General features: G+C 53.7%; 10 protein-coding genes and 1 pseudogene. 2 read left to right on the top strand and 9 right to left on the bottom strand.

Annotated elements, in window-relative coordinates; all coding sequences use genetic code 11:
* Window positions 1-296: 296 nt before the first annotated feature.
* The 8 genes and pseudogenes from P8S53_RS04410 to P8S53_RS04445 form a co-directional block, all read right to left on the bottom strand.
* Window positions 297-1,712 (bottom strand): hypothetical protein, encoded by a 1,416-nt coding sequence (locus tag P8S53_RS04410; protein ID WP_277805951.1) that lies wholly within the window; start codon window positions 1,710-1,712, stop codon window positions 297-299.
* The gene (locus tag P8S53_RS04415) at window positions 1,699-6,702 is read right to left on the bottom strand and encodes an AAA domain-containing protein (RefSeq protein ID WP_277805952.1); all 5,004 of its coding nucleotides are present in this window, start codon (window positions 6,700-6,702) and stop codon (window positions 1,699-1,701) included. Before P8S53_RS04415 ends, P8S53_RS04410 begins: the two co-directional genes overlap by 14 nt.
* Before the next feature lie 208 nt (window positions 6,703-6,910).
* Window positions 6,911-8,125: a site-specific integrase gene (locus P8S53_RS04420; RefSeq protein WP_277805953.1), complete on the bottom strand. Its 1,215-nt coding sequence runs from the start codon at window positions 8,123-8,125 to the stop codon at window positions 6,911-6,913.
* Window positions 8,122-8,679 carry a DUF488 family protein gene (locus P8S53_RS04425; RefSeq protein ID WP_277805954.1) on the bottom strand — a complete coding sequence of 186 codons (558 nt, stop codon included), beginning with the start codon at window positions 8,677-8,679 and terminating at the stop codon, window positions 8,122-8,124. The genes P8S53_RS04420 and P8S53_RS04425 overlap by 4 nt, the downstream gene beginning before the upstream one ends.
* A gap of 654 nt (window positions 8,680-9,333) precedes the next feature.
* The gene (locus P8S53_RS04430) at window positions 9,334-10,155 is read right to left on the bottom strand and encodes a GIY-YIG nuclease family protein (protein WP_277805955.1); all 822 of its coding nucleotides are present in this window, start codon (window positions 10,153-10,155) and stop codon (window positions 9,334-9,336) included.
* Window positions 10,156-10,626: 471 nt separating this feature from the next.
* Complete coding sequence (locus tag P8S53_RS04435; RefSeq protein WP_277805956.1) at window positions 10,627-11,184, bottom strand: hypothetical protein; 558 nt, start codon at window positions 11,182-11,184, stop codon at window positions 10,627-10,629.
* Between the two features lie 357 nt (window positions 11,185-11,541).
* Window positions 11,542-11,703, bottom strand: a complete 162-nt coding sequence (locus P8S53_RS04440; RefSeq protein WP_277805957.1) for a hypothetical protein — start codon at window positions 11,701-11,703, stop codon at window positions 11,542-11,544.
* Window positions 11,704-12,515: 812 nt separating this feature from the next.
* Window positions 12,516-12,647 (bottom strand): annotated as a pseudogene (locus tag P8S53_RS04445) (IS5/IS1182 family transposase); the annotation flags it as partial.
* 1,022 nt (window positions 12,648-13,669) lie between these two features.
* Here P8S53_RS04445 and P8S53_RS04450 point away from each other — a divergent pair.
* Window positions 13,670-14,464, top strand: a complete 795-nt coding sequence (locus P8S53_RS04450; RefSeq protein WP_277805958.1) for a DUF4886 domain-containing protein — start codon at window positions 13,670-13,672, stop codon at window positions 14,462-14,464.
* Between the two features lie 42 nt (window positions 14,465-14,506).
* On the opposite strand, the gene P8S53_RS04455 is transcribed toward P8S53_RS04450, so the two are convergent.
* Window positions 14,507-14,695: a hypothetical protein gene (locus P8S53_RS04455; protein WP_277805959.1), complete on the bottom strand. Its 189-nt coding sequence runs from the start codon at window positions 14,693-14,695 to the stop codon at window positions 14,507-14,509.
* A 284-nt stretch (window positions 14,696-14,979) separates the two neighbouring features.
* Here P8S53_RS04455 and P8S53_RS04460 point away from each other — a divergent pair, with 284 nt between their 5' ends.
* Complete coding sequence (locus P8S53_RS04460) at window positions 14,980-15,963, top strand: LysR family transcriptional regulator (RefSeq protein ID WP_277805960.1); 984 nt, start codon at window positions 14,980-14,982, stop codon at window positions 15,961-15,963.
* Window positions 15,964-15,989 lie beyond the last annotated feature (26 nt).

Genomic DNA, 15,989 nt, shown 5'->3' on the forward strand with positions numbered 1-15,989 from the left:
ATGCAACCCAATCACAGACGCTCTGTCAGGTTTTGATCACGGGTATTGGGGGCGGACAGACGGACAACCTTCGGCATTTTGAACCGGTTGATCACTTCCTTCATCGCGCCAAGCCCGGAAAGGTACGCCCGATCCGACTTGGCAGGATACCCGCAGAGATACTTGGCGCTGGGTTGCCGTAAACCCGGTTCTATTGCTTGCGCAATTGATTGCGGAAAGTGAGCATGCTGAAAAACCTGCCACACGAGCCGATTGTGACCCGTGATAATGGGGTGTTATCGGATGCAAGAACGCGGCTAGCGGTCGTAGCGTTGAAGAAAGTAACCATACGCCCGGTCGACAACTAGCGGGTCAAAAGAGGCCAGTCCCAGCGGCACTGGATTTCCCGTGGATGCACCAAGCGGCGCGTGAACGATCGCCGCCACCATAACATCAGGAACCAGCAGGAGCTCTAAAGATTTGGGAAAGTCCCCGACACGGACCTCCTGAATTTCATCAAACGTCTTTTCAGTGTACTTTGCAGGCCGGCCCCATGCATACAAACATAAAGATTTCATTTCAGACTTTTCCCCAGGCAAAGTGCGTGCTGTAGTTTCCTGTATCAAAGTCAGAAGGTCCCGCTGCTGGGTCGTTGCGCCCCATCCTTGAGTTTGGGGGGCTACCGCGTATATATTCTCGGGTGCCTCAGTTACGTTACGCAGGCCGTAAGCCAGTACCGCCTGTACACGCTCGATATTGCCAGGCAAGAGTAACGAGCCAACGATAGGAATAGTTTTTCTATCGCTTCTCGGTTCACCAGCGCGACTTACTGCTTCCCTCCAGTAACGGACTACTGAAAGACCATTTCGCGTCGCAAACTCCTTGAGAAACTCTGGTGCCAGGTCGATTAGAGTTTGATAAGCAGAGGCAGCATCGAGCTGAGCGGTTGAAGTCTGCTGATCCTTCACAAACAGAGCTACCGCGCGCTCAATCTCGGGTCGGTCAGCGATCTCGTGATCCATCCGCCATGCTGACAAATCAATTTCAGCTGCACTGGGATTGGATGCTTGAGCAAATGTGACGACTCGAAGAGGCATCTGAAACCTTGTGCCCGGGGTGACTAATGGATCAATCGAATAGATATCACGGCGCTCGGTCTTGCCACGATCCGCCTGATCTGCGAGTTCTCTGAAAAATTGTTTAAAACGAGCGGGCACACGCTCCGCGACTCGGCCTGTCTCGGCGGGGTCCTCGGAAGGAAGTTCGGGCAAAACTCGCTCAAGCTCATCTAGAGTGCTTCTGATCTGAGGGGCTATCGACATGAGATCGAAGCCAAATGAACGTCGACGCGCTTCAACGGTGTAGATCGATGGTTGTTCATCGTCTTCTTGAAAGAGACTTTCACCTGAAATCGTCAGCCACAGCTTCCCGGCTCTCCGCTCCAAATAACCAGGAGCAATAGCCTCCTCCAGAACATATTCGATGTCGGTCGGGCTGTAGCCAAAAAATATAGCCGCATCTTCTTCGTCAATTCCAGGGGCCGCTTTGACAAGGCGGAGCAAAAATTCGAGCGTTGGACTTACCTGCCCCAATGATGCCACCTTGTAATTCACTTCAAAAAACCGGCAAGGCAACAAAACATCGAATATATCGAGTTCTACACGCCGGTCTTCCTCCAGTGGCACAAGCTCATGCCCTCTTAATCGCAAGAGTGGTCTATTAAGCTTTGCCATATTCTTCTTGCCTCTCTATTGAGTCATCCCGAGATGAACCTTCGCATTTCAGCCCTTCTTGAATTCCTAACAAATCTTCCACGGCGATAGCCGAGGCGACGCCGTCATCGATCCGTCTTTCAAAGCCTGCCGACAGTCGACCCATTGGAGAGTTAGGTCTCCACCGATTGCGTGACCCGACAATTACAAGCCTGTCCATCGCGCGACTGACAGCGACGTTGATCCGGTTGGGTGTAACAAGAAAGCCGTCTTTAATGGTCTTGCTGCCTGCCTCGACAGGTCCATACTGGTTGTTTCTAACGAGCGACAAGATCACTATTGGGTTCTCCTTCCCTTGATAGCTGTCTACTGTGCCAACCTTTACGTTCCGCTCCAAAAGAGTAGCCAGTGAGGACTGCCTTAGTTTTCGTTCAATCAAATTGCGCTGTGCTGCGTACATGCAGATCACTCCGATACCTATCGGATGACTTTGCTGCGTAAGCAGCCAATCGCGAAACTTGTCATCCGCATACCACCGGTCGAGGAGACGGATGATCGCGTCTGCTTCCGCAGGATTACTCTTACTTTTGGCGTCATTGCGCTCGTAACCCGCCTGCCCAAGGCCATCGGTCTCCACCCATGTCAGTGGATATTTCAGGTCGCTAGGGAACACGTGGGGATCAACAACAGGGTCCCGGCGCCCGGCAAGGAGCGTGAGGTCTGGGTAAAATGTTTCAGATACGAGTTGGCCTATGGGAGAAAGCATCCGATACTGTGTTTTCAGCTGCGAGCCAGCAGCGCGGCCATAGTTCGTCATAAAAATGCGTTCAAAATCGCTTCGCTTGATTTCCTTCTTGGCAATCGAGGTCCGCTCTGCAACGAGGTTGACGATTTCAGGCTTATGCTGAGGTTGCAACTGTGCGTGGTCGCCGACAAGGACAGCCCAACGAGCAGCCTGAAGCGGGACGAGCAATTCGCCGGAAGTGCAACGGGCGGCCTCGTCAATAATCACCAAATCGAAAGCCGTAGCCGTGAGACCGAGCGATGATCTGCCAAGTCCAACGCATGTTCCAGCAACAATCTGGCGAGTGCCCGCGAGGAAGGTATCGAAGCTGCGCTCAGCTCGGGAAACACTGCCGATAAAATCGCGACCCAATCCTGCTATGGACCTCAGTCGTTCAATTCTATCTGCGCCAACTCCGTACTGCCGCGCTGCGCGTCGCGCGATTGCGGCAGCGATCTCGTCAAGAACACAATTCCAATCTTCTTCGAAGCTGGAATCAGGAAGCGGGATCTCGACATCGAGCACGCTCAAATGCTCCTGCAGTGTATCAACAAGGCTGTTTATTCGCTTAATCTGCGTTTCAGAATCACGGGCTAGCTCGCAAATCCTATTAACGACCGGTCTTACCGTTGTTTCTAGAAAAACGACTTGCGAGATAATTTCGTGTGGAAGCCCTAATACCTTACCGACCACAGCCATACGTTCGCCGAACGTGGCGCTAAACTGATCTTTATAGGACTGCTCGACCCGGGACGTATGATAGGGGCGCAGTGGTGGTGATACCTGTGCGCCATCCATCCCCACACGCAATAGGCTGGGCAACTCACCGGTCTTACGGAAAAGCGTGAGAACCGCTTCGGCGGCATTGTTTACCGCCTCATGCGATTGACTAGAAAGAAGAACGTTCCGTACAAGTCCGTTGGTAATTGTGTAGTGTGCAAGAGCTGCAATGAACTTCGTTTTTCCCGTACCAGGCGGCCCTTGGAGCAACCCCACCGGACGCGAGTTTATGATGTTTCGAAAGGCTTGTGTTTGGTCATCGTTGAGCCCGTAGAGTTCTAACGATTCTTCGCTCGCGTGATGGTCGGTTATTTCGGGGGATGCGTTGGAGCGGGAATCGAAAACTGACATGAGGTCATTCGCGCGTCCGTTGCCAGCCAGAATTCGATCGACTGCGTCGCTACGGCGTTTGAGGCTGGTACCCTCGAAGTGGCTGAGAAAACGTAGCCGCTGTCCTGCTTCAACAAGTCTTGAACTCAAAGACCAACCGCCCTGTGCATCGATTACAGCAAGATCCGGCTTGGAGTGATTTATATCAAGGTCACCAATGCGCCGCCAGTTTCCTTTCTTGTCCTGCTTCTGAACAGCCACAGTATCATTTCGAGAAAAACCAAACTCGCCGCTTTCCAACTCAATGACGACCTTGTGGCGTTTAATTCCGCGATCATAATCGCTGTCAAGCTGCACAACAGCTTCGGTCGTGAGCTCGTTCTCAACCTCCATAAGAACGCGCCATAACTCCGGTACGTCTATATCGGTTGACAGCGCGTCGCTTTCGGCAATCTCTTCGGCGAGTGCGTCTTCCGCCTCGTCTTCCAGCGGGACGGCATCGGCGCTTTCAGGCGTTTCAGAGATCGCTGGCAACGCGTCTCCCGAGACTTCTTTGGCTATTTTTTCTTTGACCACAGGATCGTTTAAGATTGGCTCAAGCTCCGACAAGTCTGTAACGTCAGAGCGCGTGACAGTCAGAGTGGCACTTAAACGGTAAAACTCCTGTTTTGCCGCAAGGGTCAGAAGCCACTGTTCAAGCTTTCGCCGTTTTGCGCCTATTGCTCGACCATCTTCGTCAAGGCGCACTTCGAGTTCCTCAAATGCGCCGCGAATGTGAAGCGATAGGTGGTGATAGTGCGGATGACGCCGAACACGAACAAAAAAGAAACCTTCATCGGAAGCGACTGGACCTGTCTGTTGACCTACTAACGAAACAGAGATTGATTTCTTTTCCTCTGTTTTCTTCGGCTCTGTCGACTGAAGGCGCGCGATAGTCGACATCAGTGCCTCCTGTAACGGTAGGAGGGTCGTGAGAACAGGTGGCTTCTCACGGCATTCTCGAATTGCCGACGCAATTATCGTTGCATCTGGAGGAGCAAGATCAGATGCTGTGAGAATTTCCTCGGTAATTTTGGTGAGTGCGAAGCGATCTCGCTCCATACGATTCCCACTATCAGGCGCATACTCTGAACTTACGATTTCACCATCGGCACGCGGCGAATAGTCAAGCACATCAATGAGTAGGGTTTGACCTTCAGAGTCAACAACTATATTGGCTGGCTTCAAATCACCATGCCCTATGCCCTGCTCGTGAAGGCTATCTACTATCGTGACGAGATTACTACACAGTTCCAGGGCGTCCGTAGCGACCTTATATTCATTATTATCGCGAATAATGACATCGAGTGGAACGCCTTCGATCCAGGCCTGAACAAGGACAATGCTATCACCCAGCCAGTGCGCGCCACGAACCGGCGCAACTCCCAATGGCTTGTCAGCCTTCATGTTGGCAGCACGACGTAAGAAGGAAAGAATGCTGCCCCCCTCTTTCTTCAGGTCCCCCCATGCTGGCTGTTTCCACTGCTTGACCAAGACCGGAACACCGCCGTCTATACTGCGCCATACATCCACCCGATCACTTTCAACGATCATTTCCCCATCAACAGGAAATATAGTGAATAACTGTCTTTGTGACCGTATGGTCTCTCTGAACGATTCAAGTTTCGAAATTATTTCATCCGATGTTGGCCTCGAAGCAGTTGCTCTATTGTAAGACTCAAGAGCGATAGTCGCGTCCGCAAATCTTTGCTCAGGGATAATTTCCAAAGCCTCCGCAAACCAGTCATGCAAAACGGAATAATCATTGGCTGCATCAATTTCAGCGTCCCATTCCGCCGGTTCACCCGTTGGTGATTGTCCAAAAAGTAGCGTGTGTACCGCAACCCCGAGCAGAAAAACATCTCGCCGCTTCGGGCCGCCATCTACTTCCAGCACGTCTTCGGGCACCGTTACCCCAGATAGGAATTGGTAACGTGAAGTACCGAGAGATTTTCCTTCCGGAAAGCGCGATGCCAGTAGATGAGATAGCCTGACGGACGTTGGAAGTTCTAGCCATATGCTGTGTCCACCAAGGTCGAGGTGTGATGCATTCTGGCGATGCAGCGCCGCAACAGCAGATATTACCTGCCGCGCCAATTCTATCTTCTGATTGGGAAGAATAGTAGAAGCTTCACTGATAGCAAACTCATTGAGGCGTCGCATACGACGGCGGCGATCGTAAATCTCCCAATAATTGACACTACGGTCTGGATCATCCAGTCGCGGAGTCAGAAGTGTTCGCTCTAGTTCCTGATCCCGGTCACGGAGCCAATGGTATACCTGCTGCTCACGCCCGGCGATCTCCAGTCGCCCCTCTTCGGTCTGGAAGCGGCCATCCTTACACTTGGTGAAGTCCCATAACCTCAAGATTCCTAGGCTGTTCTTATTGCCCTCTTCGGTCGCTTCATATTCTCGATAAACGTCACTCGGATGAGCGTAACTAGATATATCCTCTGCAAGATACCTTTGGAAACGACGCCGTCCTGGCTTAAAGGGCGAATTCGGGCCGACATTAAAAAAGCGGCTTAGTTTATCCTTCCAAAAACCGTCTGTGAGAGGTCGGTGTAAGAATTTAGCGAGCGGTTCGCCGAATGTCTCGTTCAGTTCTCGTGTATTTCCGGCCAACTTGATGAAGTCAGCGGCGGAGAGAACTTTACGCTTTTCCAAACCATCAAGATTAGCATTTGTTGCCGAGCCTGTAAGGACAACGAGACTGGCGATAAACGGGACGGGCTCTTGGCGGGTCTCGGGCCGACTTTTTAGCTGGTTTCTTAGGGGTGTCAAAACCTCCCGGCCAATATCCCCAATCTTCTGTACAGGGGAGGGGCCGTAATCTCTGCCATTGTTGAACCAGCGACCCTCTCTATTCTCGAGGTTTCCGTTCCAGTCCTTTATATCGACAAAGAAAATACGGTGATCCGATACAATGATGAGGTCAATTTCACGCGATTTTCCTAGACCGAGCGCGAGATCAAGATTTGTGAAGGCATACCAGTTTGACGGCAGCTCTTTTTTCAGTAGCTCAAGGCCCTTGACCTCACGTGCATGAACACCGCGGCCGCAGTTTGTGACCTGCATATCCCCCCCTTGATTAAGCTAAGGTTCAAGAGTAGCGGGTTTTTTTTGATTTCGGAAGCGCTTTTACGAACCTACTTGGGGGTGGGCAGCGGTGCGGCATTTTCGAAACCAAGACTTAACGATACTACGGTTAGATGAACGCCCTCGACAGCCGGTGCCACCTCAATACGCATCGCCTTTGGGCCGCAAGTAACCGAGCGATTCGGGCTTACAGTATCGCTCCTGCCGCGTTCCCGGTGAACATGTCCCCATCGCGTACATACCGGGCCAACATCGCGTCTGAGGCATGGCCTGTCTGAGCTCGGATTTTCAGAGTTGATACACCCGCCTGCGCCGCACTGGTCGCAAAACCTGCCCGCAGGCTATGACCGGAATAGCCTTCAGGTTCGATCCCTGCTGCTGCCAGTCGCTCGCGGATCACAACAGACACGGCCTCCCCCGTCAGCGCACTTGTCGCAACATGACCATGACGGTTGACCGGGCGGAACAGCGGGCCTTGTTCAATTCCTGCGATTGCACGCCATGCTTCCAGCGCACCCACTGGGCAATGGCGGGTCCTACCATGGGGAATGCCCAGTCGCCGCCCTGCACCCTCCTGATCGGTTTTACTGCGCCGGATGGTCACGATCAGCCCTTGGCGCGCGGCCTCAACATCAGCGCAATTCAACCCGACCAGCTCGGAACGGCGAAAGCCCCCGGCAAAACCAAGCAGGAGCAGCGCCCGGTCGCGATGATCGCGGATCGTGCTGCCCAAACTGTCGAGGACCAACAGTAGGTCATCCCGCAAGAGGGGTTTGGCCTGCCGCTGAGCCGTGCCATGTGCGCGCCGCAAGCCGCGTAGTGTGGCTTTCACGATTTCGGCCCGGCAGGGGTTCGGCATACCTGCCATTTCATGGGCTTTGGAGATCGAGGCAATCCGGCGCTGGATGGTCGCAACGGCATGTTGCCCCGCGTGATCGCCAATGTATGCGCAGATCATATGCGGGCTGGCTGGAATGGTGCCGCCCCATTCATGGAACTGGGCAAGATCGCTGCGAAGGGCGCGTTCGCTGGCGGGGGCAACGCTGCGTCGTAACAGGTCCGCCACTTGATCGGAAAGTCCACCCTCTGCTGTAGGACCAGTCTGGAATGTTCCGCAGTTAATTGCATTTTGATCCTTCCCATCACCATCGGCATGACCGGAAAATGGCATCATCGACCGATTTCCGCTCCAGCAATTAATTGCAATTCCTTGAGCTGCTAAAGCCGATTGATCCGCCGCGTTGGAAAGCTGTAGACGGGCTGTCTGGTCCGCGTGAGGGATTGGTGGGCCGAGGCGTGGGACGGCGCTGAGGGACTCTGGTATCACGCGGAAATGGCGCGTGCAGACATGTGATTGGGCCGGGATCATCTGGCGCTGCTTATGGTGTCGTGTGAAGCTCATGGCCGCAGCCCCATTCTGACCAGCTTCGCCGCATATGCCTTGTCGAGGCGTTCGGCCCTGTCACTGAACAAATCGGCAGCCAGCCTCATGCGCTGTAACAGACGATCTTCTGTCTGGGCGTGTGGCTCAACCGATCCGCTCCGCAAGATATGCGCGATCTCGACATCGTGGCGGTCGACCAGATAGCGGGATATGATGAAGAAGCGATGGCAGTCCAGAACTTCCCCTTCTGCGCAAAGTAATGCTGGACGGCAGCGCGTGGCAATGTCCATGACCTGTTCGATCCCGTCCAGAAACCGGGGCAGTGTGCAGCGCCGCGCATAGCTGGCTTCTTCATCCGTGACGTGCCCACCGAGCTGCGTGCCAAGATGCAGATAGCCGATGCCGCGCTTGTTCAGCCCAGCCTTGAGCGGGGCTTGATTGAAGAACGGTTGGCGGGATCGCGGGAATGACCGAACGTCGATCAGGCAGCCGATCTCGCACTGCTGAATGCGTTGGGTGAACTCTGCCCATGATAGGGTTGATGACCCCAGCGTCAAAATTGTATTTGGCATGATTTCTCCATAAGTTACTGTAAAAACAATAACTTTTAGAGACTCGGTGGTACATGCTGGAACCCTGCGAAAATCATGTTTACCGGAGCAATGGCGTCCAATAGCGCAAGACAAAGTGCGTTCACGCGGCCTCTCGACGCTCTCAACCCGTTGATTTTGAGTCGAATGTACTCAGCCGCTCCCACAGGTTGGCACACAGGGGATATTCGGCCATTTGGGCCATTGCAGGTCAGCGGCGGGCCACCTCTGGTAAGACCCCTGACCTGCCATGGAACACTGACCGCTCTGCATGGGGCTTGAGCACGCCGGGTGCGCAACCTTTGGGCGGGTCATCTGGCTCCAACTACTTTTGCGCAATTGATTGCAATTATTGGATAGCTGTCTCCAGAATTTTTCTTGTGCGGCGTGTTCTATTCGCTGACAAATTGCTCTCATCGCTGGCAGGCATCGTGGTGGCTGATCACAATTTCCATGCTGTGGCATCGGTCAGTTTGAGTTCTGCCAGCACATTCGACCAGCCAGACCAGATCAATTCAGGCATCCACCGAGGGCACAGGTTGCAGTCGTGGCGATTTTGAAATCAGTAATGTCGGCCACACAGAGCAGATCGCGTCCGATTGACGCGTGGCTTCGTGGGTTGCTGCTTACTCGACTTCAGGTTTCGGGTAGATAACGCAGTGACTGCTGTCTGCCGAGCGTGGACAAGATAACGGTTCCGGTCTCTGAATTGTCATCATGCAGAGATCGCCTTTCCCACTTGATTGCAAGTTCTGGGGCAGGTTCCCCCTCAAAACGGCACCGGCGTTTCTTGTGCTTTTCGCGTGTCGCTTCGTTCGTTATCCTGAAAATTGCATTGCCTTCTGAGTCCTTCTTCGTCCTGAAAAAAGACACCATCAGGCCCTGATGCAAGCCGATGATCAGGTCAACTCGTTTCGCTGCGACCGGGGCAATGGTCCAGTCACCCAAAGTTTGCTCTGCGAGTGAAGCAGGATCAGCTTTGGCGTCAGGGTAAGAATTATTCATGCCAACCAGCAAGACTGTGCCGGGGATTTCACTCCGCATGACAGGTTGGCCATGCTGTTCTTCCAGTTCGTTCACATTGCGCCAGTATTGATTTGAGTTGTGCCCGGAATGCTTGTTGCTCAGGTTCAGTACGCTGATCAGGATCGTCTCCAGCGCAAAGGCGCGGGCATCATCCAAGCCGTATGCTACCACTTTGATTTCCGGCTTTTGCCCAAGCTGCAAGATTTCCTTGATCGTGTCTGACTTGAGGTCTGCACCCCGCTCAGACAACGAAAAGACACCAGATTTCGCCACAAGCGCAGCATGGTGAAAGCAACGCTGCCCTGTGCCTTTACCAATGTAAAAAATGCCACCCTGCGGATCGTCCTGTCGCCTTGGATCGATAAGGGCGTAAACATACTGCCCAAGCTGGCTCATGGTCTGAATTGAAAATCCTGAAATCTGATCCGTCATGTAAATCCTACCTTTCCCCTTTGGCACCTGACCACGCCTGTTCCGGGCTTGCAACCTTCGGACGGGTAGGTTGGCTCCACGGTGCGCTTCCGCAGTTAATTGCAAACATGAGACAGCAGCCCTTCTGATCGCTCTTACTTGGCTTGCTCTATCCAGTGGTAGATTGCTCTTGTTGAGGGCGGGCATTGTGCCGACTGGTTGGCAGACACGGTGACAGAGCAACGGATCATCGACCCATGATTTACGTCGTTGGCTCTAGTTATTTGCAGTACGCTGGGATCGGATTGGAGGTAGTGGTGCCCGCAGAATGCCCTGAGAGGCAATATGCGGGCCAGTGAGTGCCCAAGTTCCGCTTTGATGGGGAATTTGGGTGTGGCTCGGGGTTCGATGGCGCTGAGAGCGCGGAAATTCAGTTCCCGAAATTAGGTCACCCCACTCCCTGTATTGTCAGTGGCAAAAGTTTTTTCAGGCTCATGATGACTTTTTTCCAGCCTTCGAAATCAGGCGAAGCTTCTTGGGGGTCGGAGCATTGGCGGGCGGTTCGGATTTGCCATGCTTCATCTTTGGCGGCGCAAGCAACTCAGCCATGTCCTTGATCGGGGGATCATAGGGTACTGGCTTCTTCGGGTGTGTTTTGGGGGGCAGGGTGCTGACAATGGCCTTGGGCGGTTCCGGCTTATATTCGGGCTCCGGTGTTGCAAAGGCGATGGCCACGTTGACGTGCACGAGGATGAAGCCAATGCTCGGATCGCCGGGGGTGGTCTTGACCCCGGCAGAGAATTTGACCTCACTGGTGAACTCGGCCCACTCGGCAAGCACCTTGGCAAATATCTCGGACCCCTTACCCGGTGGGCACTTTTTCAGGAACTGGCTCAACTGTCCGACCTGCTTCTGGGTCACACTCACCATCACGTGGCCGTACTCTTCGGCCATGGCCTGCTTGTACTGGAACACGAGGTCCTTCACCGTGTTCGGCTTCGTGGCAAGGTTCTTCTGGCTCAAGGCCAGCAATGCGTCCTGTGCATTCACATGGTCACCTCCCTCCGAAAAGCCTTCCGGCGAATTGATTTTGTCCTTCGCACGGGACGCCGTGCAAAGACTCGTATCGTTAACACTTATTTTATCACCTACCTTACCTCCCTTACTTACCTCTATATTATTGGTCGGAGGGACGTCCTCCATTCCGGCAGGAGGGGCGCTCACCATCCCAGTCGGAGAGACGTCATCCATGCCGGTCTGAGGGGTGTCCCCTAATTCCGGTTTTGTGAATTGCCGCTTCACGGACCCTTATGAAGGCTGTAGTGACATTCCCGAACAAGTGGACCTCAGACTCTATTATGTTGCGTTCTTTCAACAATTTCAGGCCGCAACGGACTCGCCATTCGCTCAGCCCGGTTTCCTGAGCCCAGCGTGCCCGAGAGAACGCAACCCAAGTTTTTCCGTCACGTTCATTTTGGACTTCGGCTGCCAGTAGAACAGCCTTTGCAGGATCAGGGCAGCAGCAGGGTCTTTGGCAAGGTTCATAGCTTTCGCAACGTAGTTTGTCATTTCACACCCCTGCCTTCACACTGAGCGGCAAAGTCGAGAGGAGCTTCTGAATGCCTTGTAGGCTTCGATGATTTCGATGACATCGCTTTTCCTTGCATTGTGAGCACGGATCAGCGATCTCTCACTGGTCCATGCGGGTTTCGAGGTGGTTTCCTGCGGGATATCTCGGGGGCGATGCTGTTGACGCAGCTTCGCCTCCTTGCGTTTTATCTGATTGTCAGATCAGTTGTGTCGGTTGGATTGAATTTGTTGTAGTGGCCGGATACCGTGCGTCGGTGAGCCTATTTAGGTTGGACAGACGCGAATTTATCTCAATGGTTCCAATGGCCATAAGTTGTTGGGTTGGACTAGCTAAGCCCATTGTTTTCAATTGATTATGTCTTGCCCCTACGGGCTGCCACTTACTCATTTTATTCGTTACCTCTCAATATGTTGCGGTTGAATTCTTCCGACCCTTCGCCAAGGTTGGACGAGTTTTGTTCTGGATTTGCTCCAGACAGCCGGGATAGGCCACTAGCAGCGAGCAGCCCGCGATCAGTTTTGCGCGTGTAGGTTGCTGCCTCTTTCGGCGTTGTGTTCGCAAAGAATGCCATCACTTCAAATTCTGCGCCGCCCTGATCCGCGGTTGCAGTTGCCTGCCCCTTGCGGATGCCGTGCAGGGAACAGTGGGCAAGTCCAGCCGCCCTGCACTGACGCTTAAACCTGTTGCCCAGCGTTTCGCGCTTGTAGGGCAGGCCTTTGCCGTGATGGATCAGAACCGCATTGTTGTAGAACTCAAGCCTGAGGCGTGACTTTCCCTTTCCCCCTTGAACTCAGGCTACGCAGACGATCTCGGCCGTTCCGAGGGCTGAGACGCGGTTCATCAGGGCGATGCGGATTTCGGCAGTTCGGCGGTCTGGGTGTCTTGCAGCGATACGCTCTCCGACGGCTTTGAGACTTCGCACGTTGCGCCACTGGCGTCGGCCCTGAACGCCATGCTCACGGGCCTGCCATTCGCGTTCATCGGGCGGACGAGGCCCCATTTGGGTCAGGACCCTCTCATTCCAGAAACTTGAGGCAGGTGCTGTCAACCAGCAGGTTCAGCGAACCGCCGACGCGCCGGTACCGTTGCTTGCTATGACGATTGTGAACATCTGTCCGGCATCGGTCGATCAGGTCGGCTACCTTATCCAGTGTGCGTTGCATGATTTTCGCAGCTGGCCAAAACGAAGGCGAAACCGAAAGCGGCAAATTCCTATTAACTTTCGTGTGACAGATCCTGAAATTCTTGGCTGCTACCGTGGATTTTCTGTTGCGGCCTGCAGTTCCAAAATTTGCAACATTTGCGCCATTAATTGCAATTTTTTACTGACTTTATTGCTGATAGAATCGCCAGGTAGAGGTTGATCAGGCGCTGCAATAGGGGGGAGCTATAAGGAAAGTCATGACGCTGCTCTTGGACCCTGCCGTGCTTTCGCCATGTCTGACTTTGGGCAATGGTGCCGTCGCAGACCCTTAGAACAACAGGCTGCGCGCTGCCCTGTTCACCGAGATACCGAAATCCGGTGTCGAACCGGATATTCTACCTGCCGGTCGATGTGGCCCTTAGTCGGGGCATCGCCAAAGTGAAGGACGACATGACGGAAGATATTGTGAATTTCAATCCAGAGTATCCTAAGTCGCGAACGCAGTTCGTCAGGTTTGCGTGAAGCGCTGAAAAACGTTGTTCCCTTGCTGCGAAAAAGCGAGTTCGCAACTTGATCTGCCAGGATTACGGCGTGCCCGTGTACACGGATGTCCTGTATGATCAGGCAACACAACCTTCATGCCGCTGGCCCACGCCGTAGACGGGATAGTGCGTATACTCTTTCTCTTTGGTTCACGCACGGAGCAATGCTCGTAGCCCGTAGTCCATGGGACGAATGTTATATTTTCAAAGGAAAATGATCCGGACGGGAGGGATCATTACAAAACGGAGGACGACAAGATGAATACAGGAACACACGCGCTCGCTGGTCTCTCAGCGCTGTTACTTGCAAGTGCGGGTCATGCTCAAGATGTTACCGGTCAATCCGGCGCTGCCGATCTGGGAGTGGATTCCCCGCGGCAGGTCCTTTTTGTTGGAAACAGTTACCTTTACTATAATGACAGTCTTCACAACCATACCAGCCGCATGGTTGCCGAAGGTGAAGGTATCGATGATCTGGCATACCGTTCGGTTACCATATCGGGTGGGTCACTTAATTTTCAACCGATCGATCATTACCTGACCCAAGGGGCGATTGGCTATGATGGGCCATTTGATGTGGTGATCTTGCAGGGCCACAGCGCAGCCGCCAACACCGAGACCCGTCGCGAGCGGTTTCGCGGTGCAGTGCTGAGTGCCCATGAAATGATCGAGGCGCATGGTGCGACGACTGCACTTTACATGACCCATGCCTATGCCGAGGGTCACAACAACTACGACCCCGAAATGACGGGTAATCTGGCCGCGCTTTATACCGAAATAGGCAACGAGATAGGTGCACTGGTGATTCCTGTAGGCCTTGCATTCGAGCGGGCACGTGCAGAACGCCCTGAGTTGGATTTGCATGTGGAGTTCGACCATAGCCACCCAAACCTTGAGGGAAGCTACCTTGCTGCGGCCACCGTATATGCCACGCTCTACGGTGCGCCATCGGTCGGGTTGGAATATGACTATTTCGGCCGTCTTGATGCAGAAACGGTCAGATTTCTGCAAGAGGTGGCGATAGACACAGTCAGTAGCTTCCAAGGCAACTGATCCAAGCAAAACCGTTCAAGGACAACACCACGGTAGTGTGATCTATGCTTCTGAGGTGTTGTCCAGTCTTGCACTATGGCTTTGCCGCGGCTGTCGGCGGACAGCGACACTTACTTTGAATAAATTCATTGTTGGCACCCGATCAATGAGTTGCCACTGCTGTATCGCCCGAAACGGATTCAGCGCCAGCGCCAGCGCCAGCGCCAGCGCCAGCGTCAGCGTCACCTTCAACGTGAACTCTGATGTCTGAACCGCAACTACACAGAAATTACGCGCCCATACTGAACTGTGCAAAGGTGACGAACGTGGTTAAATCAAGAGAAAACAAGAACCGCACAACCTGAGCAGTTGCGAAACACTGCGCTGGACGAAGCATATGGGTAGCGGCGCCGATTCACAGCTGATATTTTGATCAGTGTGTACTGATGCTTGTCCATTGAAAAAAGGGATGGAATTGTAATGGCACAGAGGATCGATCAGAATATCCCGGACACGGGATCTTCGCGCAGGCTGTCGTGTCGCGTGGTCATCGTCGCGCCAAGTATCCCTTCGTTGATGTGGCTGGCATGAACCTGCGCGCCTTGCGTCTGTTTCGTGAAATCGTGCTTACCGGGTCGTTGAAAAACGCTGCGCGGCGAATGAACGCGTCCACATCCGCCGCAAGCAGACTGATTGTAAATCTGGAACAGGAACTGAATCTAACGCTTTTCTCTCGCAACCTTCGGCGGTTGGAATTGACCGAGGATGGCGATCTCTTCTATCGCCAGATCATGCATACGCTGGATGGGCTGGACGAAATTCCCACGCTGGCAAAAGATATCGGGCGCCGTGCGCGCTCGTGGCTGTCGGTTGTAACCGCAGCACCTGTTGCAAGCGGACTAGTTGCGCCCGCGCTTGAACAAATGATGCGTGATGGCGCAGAATTTCGCTGCAGCGTCAGTGTCGAAACCCGCTTCGATATTGAAAGCAAGGTTGCCGCAAGGGGCTATAACCTTGGATTGATTTCCCTGCCGGTCGAGAATTCGATCATCGCACTGGATACTGTGCCGATCCTGCGTGCGCGTATGGGGGCCATCCTGCCGCGCAACCATCCGTTGGCTGCGCATGAAGTTGTTTCACTGGAATACCTGGCCAATGAACCCGTCATAGGGTTGCGCGCCGGGCAGCGCTGGCGTGATCGTGCGGATGAATTATTTGGCCGCACCGGCCTGCACCCGAAATTCTGGATAGAAACGAACGCGACCCCGCTTGTCGTCAGTATGGTGCGTGCTGGTCTAGGTGTTTCGCTGATTGATCGCGTTTGTGCCGGGCTGCTGGAGCATGGTGATACAGCGGTGTTCCGTCCATTGGAAGAACCGCATTGGGTCACATATGCCAGCCTGCATCCGCAGGGCAAGCGGCTTGCACTTGCCGAAAGGTTTCTGGATGCGCTGACAGCCTCTATAGAGGTGCGCTGCGCTACTGACCCGGAATATGCGCGTGACATCGAACTGCTATAGGCATCCGTGCGAGCCGGACATCACAA

Origin of the sequence: Roseinatronobacter sp. S2 (genome assembly GCF_029581395.1) — a bacterium.
Lineage (GTDB): Bacteria > Pseudomonadota > Alphaproteobacteria > Rhodobacterales > Rhodobacteraceae > Roseinatronobacter.

Coding starts and splice junctions, on each gene's coding strand:
- P8S53_RS04410 (WP_277805951.1), bottom strand. CDS start 1,712: ATGGCAAAGCTTAATAGACCACTCTTGCGATTAAGAGGGCATGAGCTT.
- P8S53_RS04415 (WP_277805952.1), bottom strand. CDS start 6,702: ATGCAGGTCACAAACTGCGGCCGCGGTGTTCATGCACGTGAGGTCAAG.
- P8S53_RS04420 (WP_277805953.1), bottom strand. CDS start 8,125: ATGAGCTTCACACGACACCATAAGCAGCGCCAGATGATCCCGGCCCAA.
- P8S53_RS04425 (WP_277805954.1), bottom strand. CDS start 8,679: ATGCCAAATACAATTTTGACGCTGGGGTCATCAACCCTATCATGGGCA.
- P8S53_RS04430 (WP_277805955.1), bottom strand. CDS start 10,155: ATGACGGATCAGATTTCAGGATTTTCAATTCAGACCATGAGCCAGCTT.
- P8S53_RS04440 (WP_277805957.1), bottom strand. CDS start 11,703: ATGACAAACTACGTTGCGAAAGCTATGAACCTTGCCAAAGACCCTGCT.
- P8S53_RS04450 (WP_277805958.1), top strand. CDS start 13,670: ATGAATACAGGAACACACGCGCTCGCTGGTCTCTCAGCGCTGTTACTT.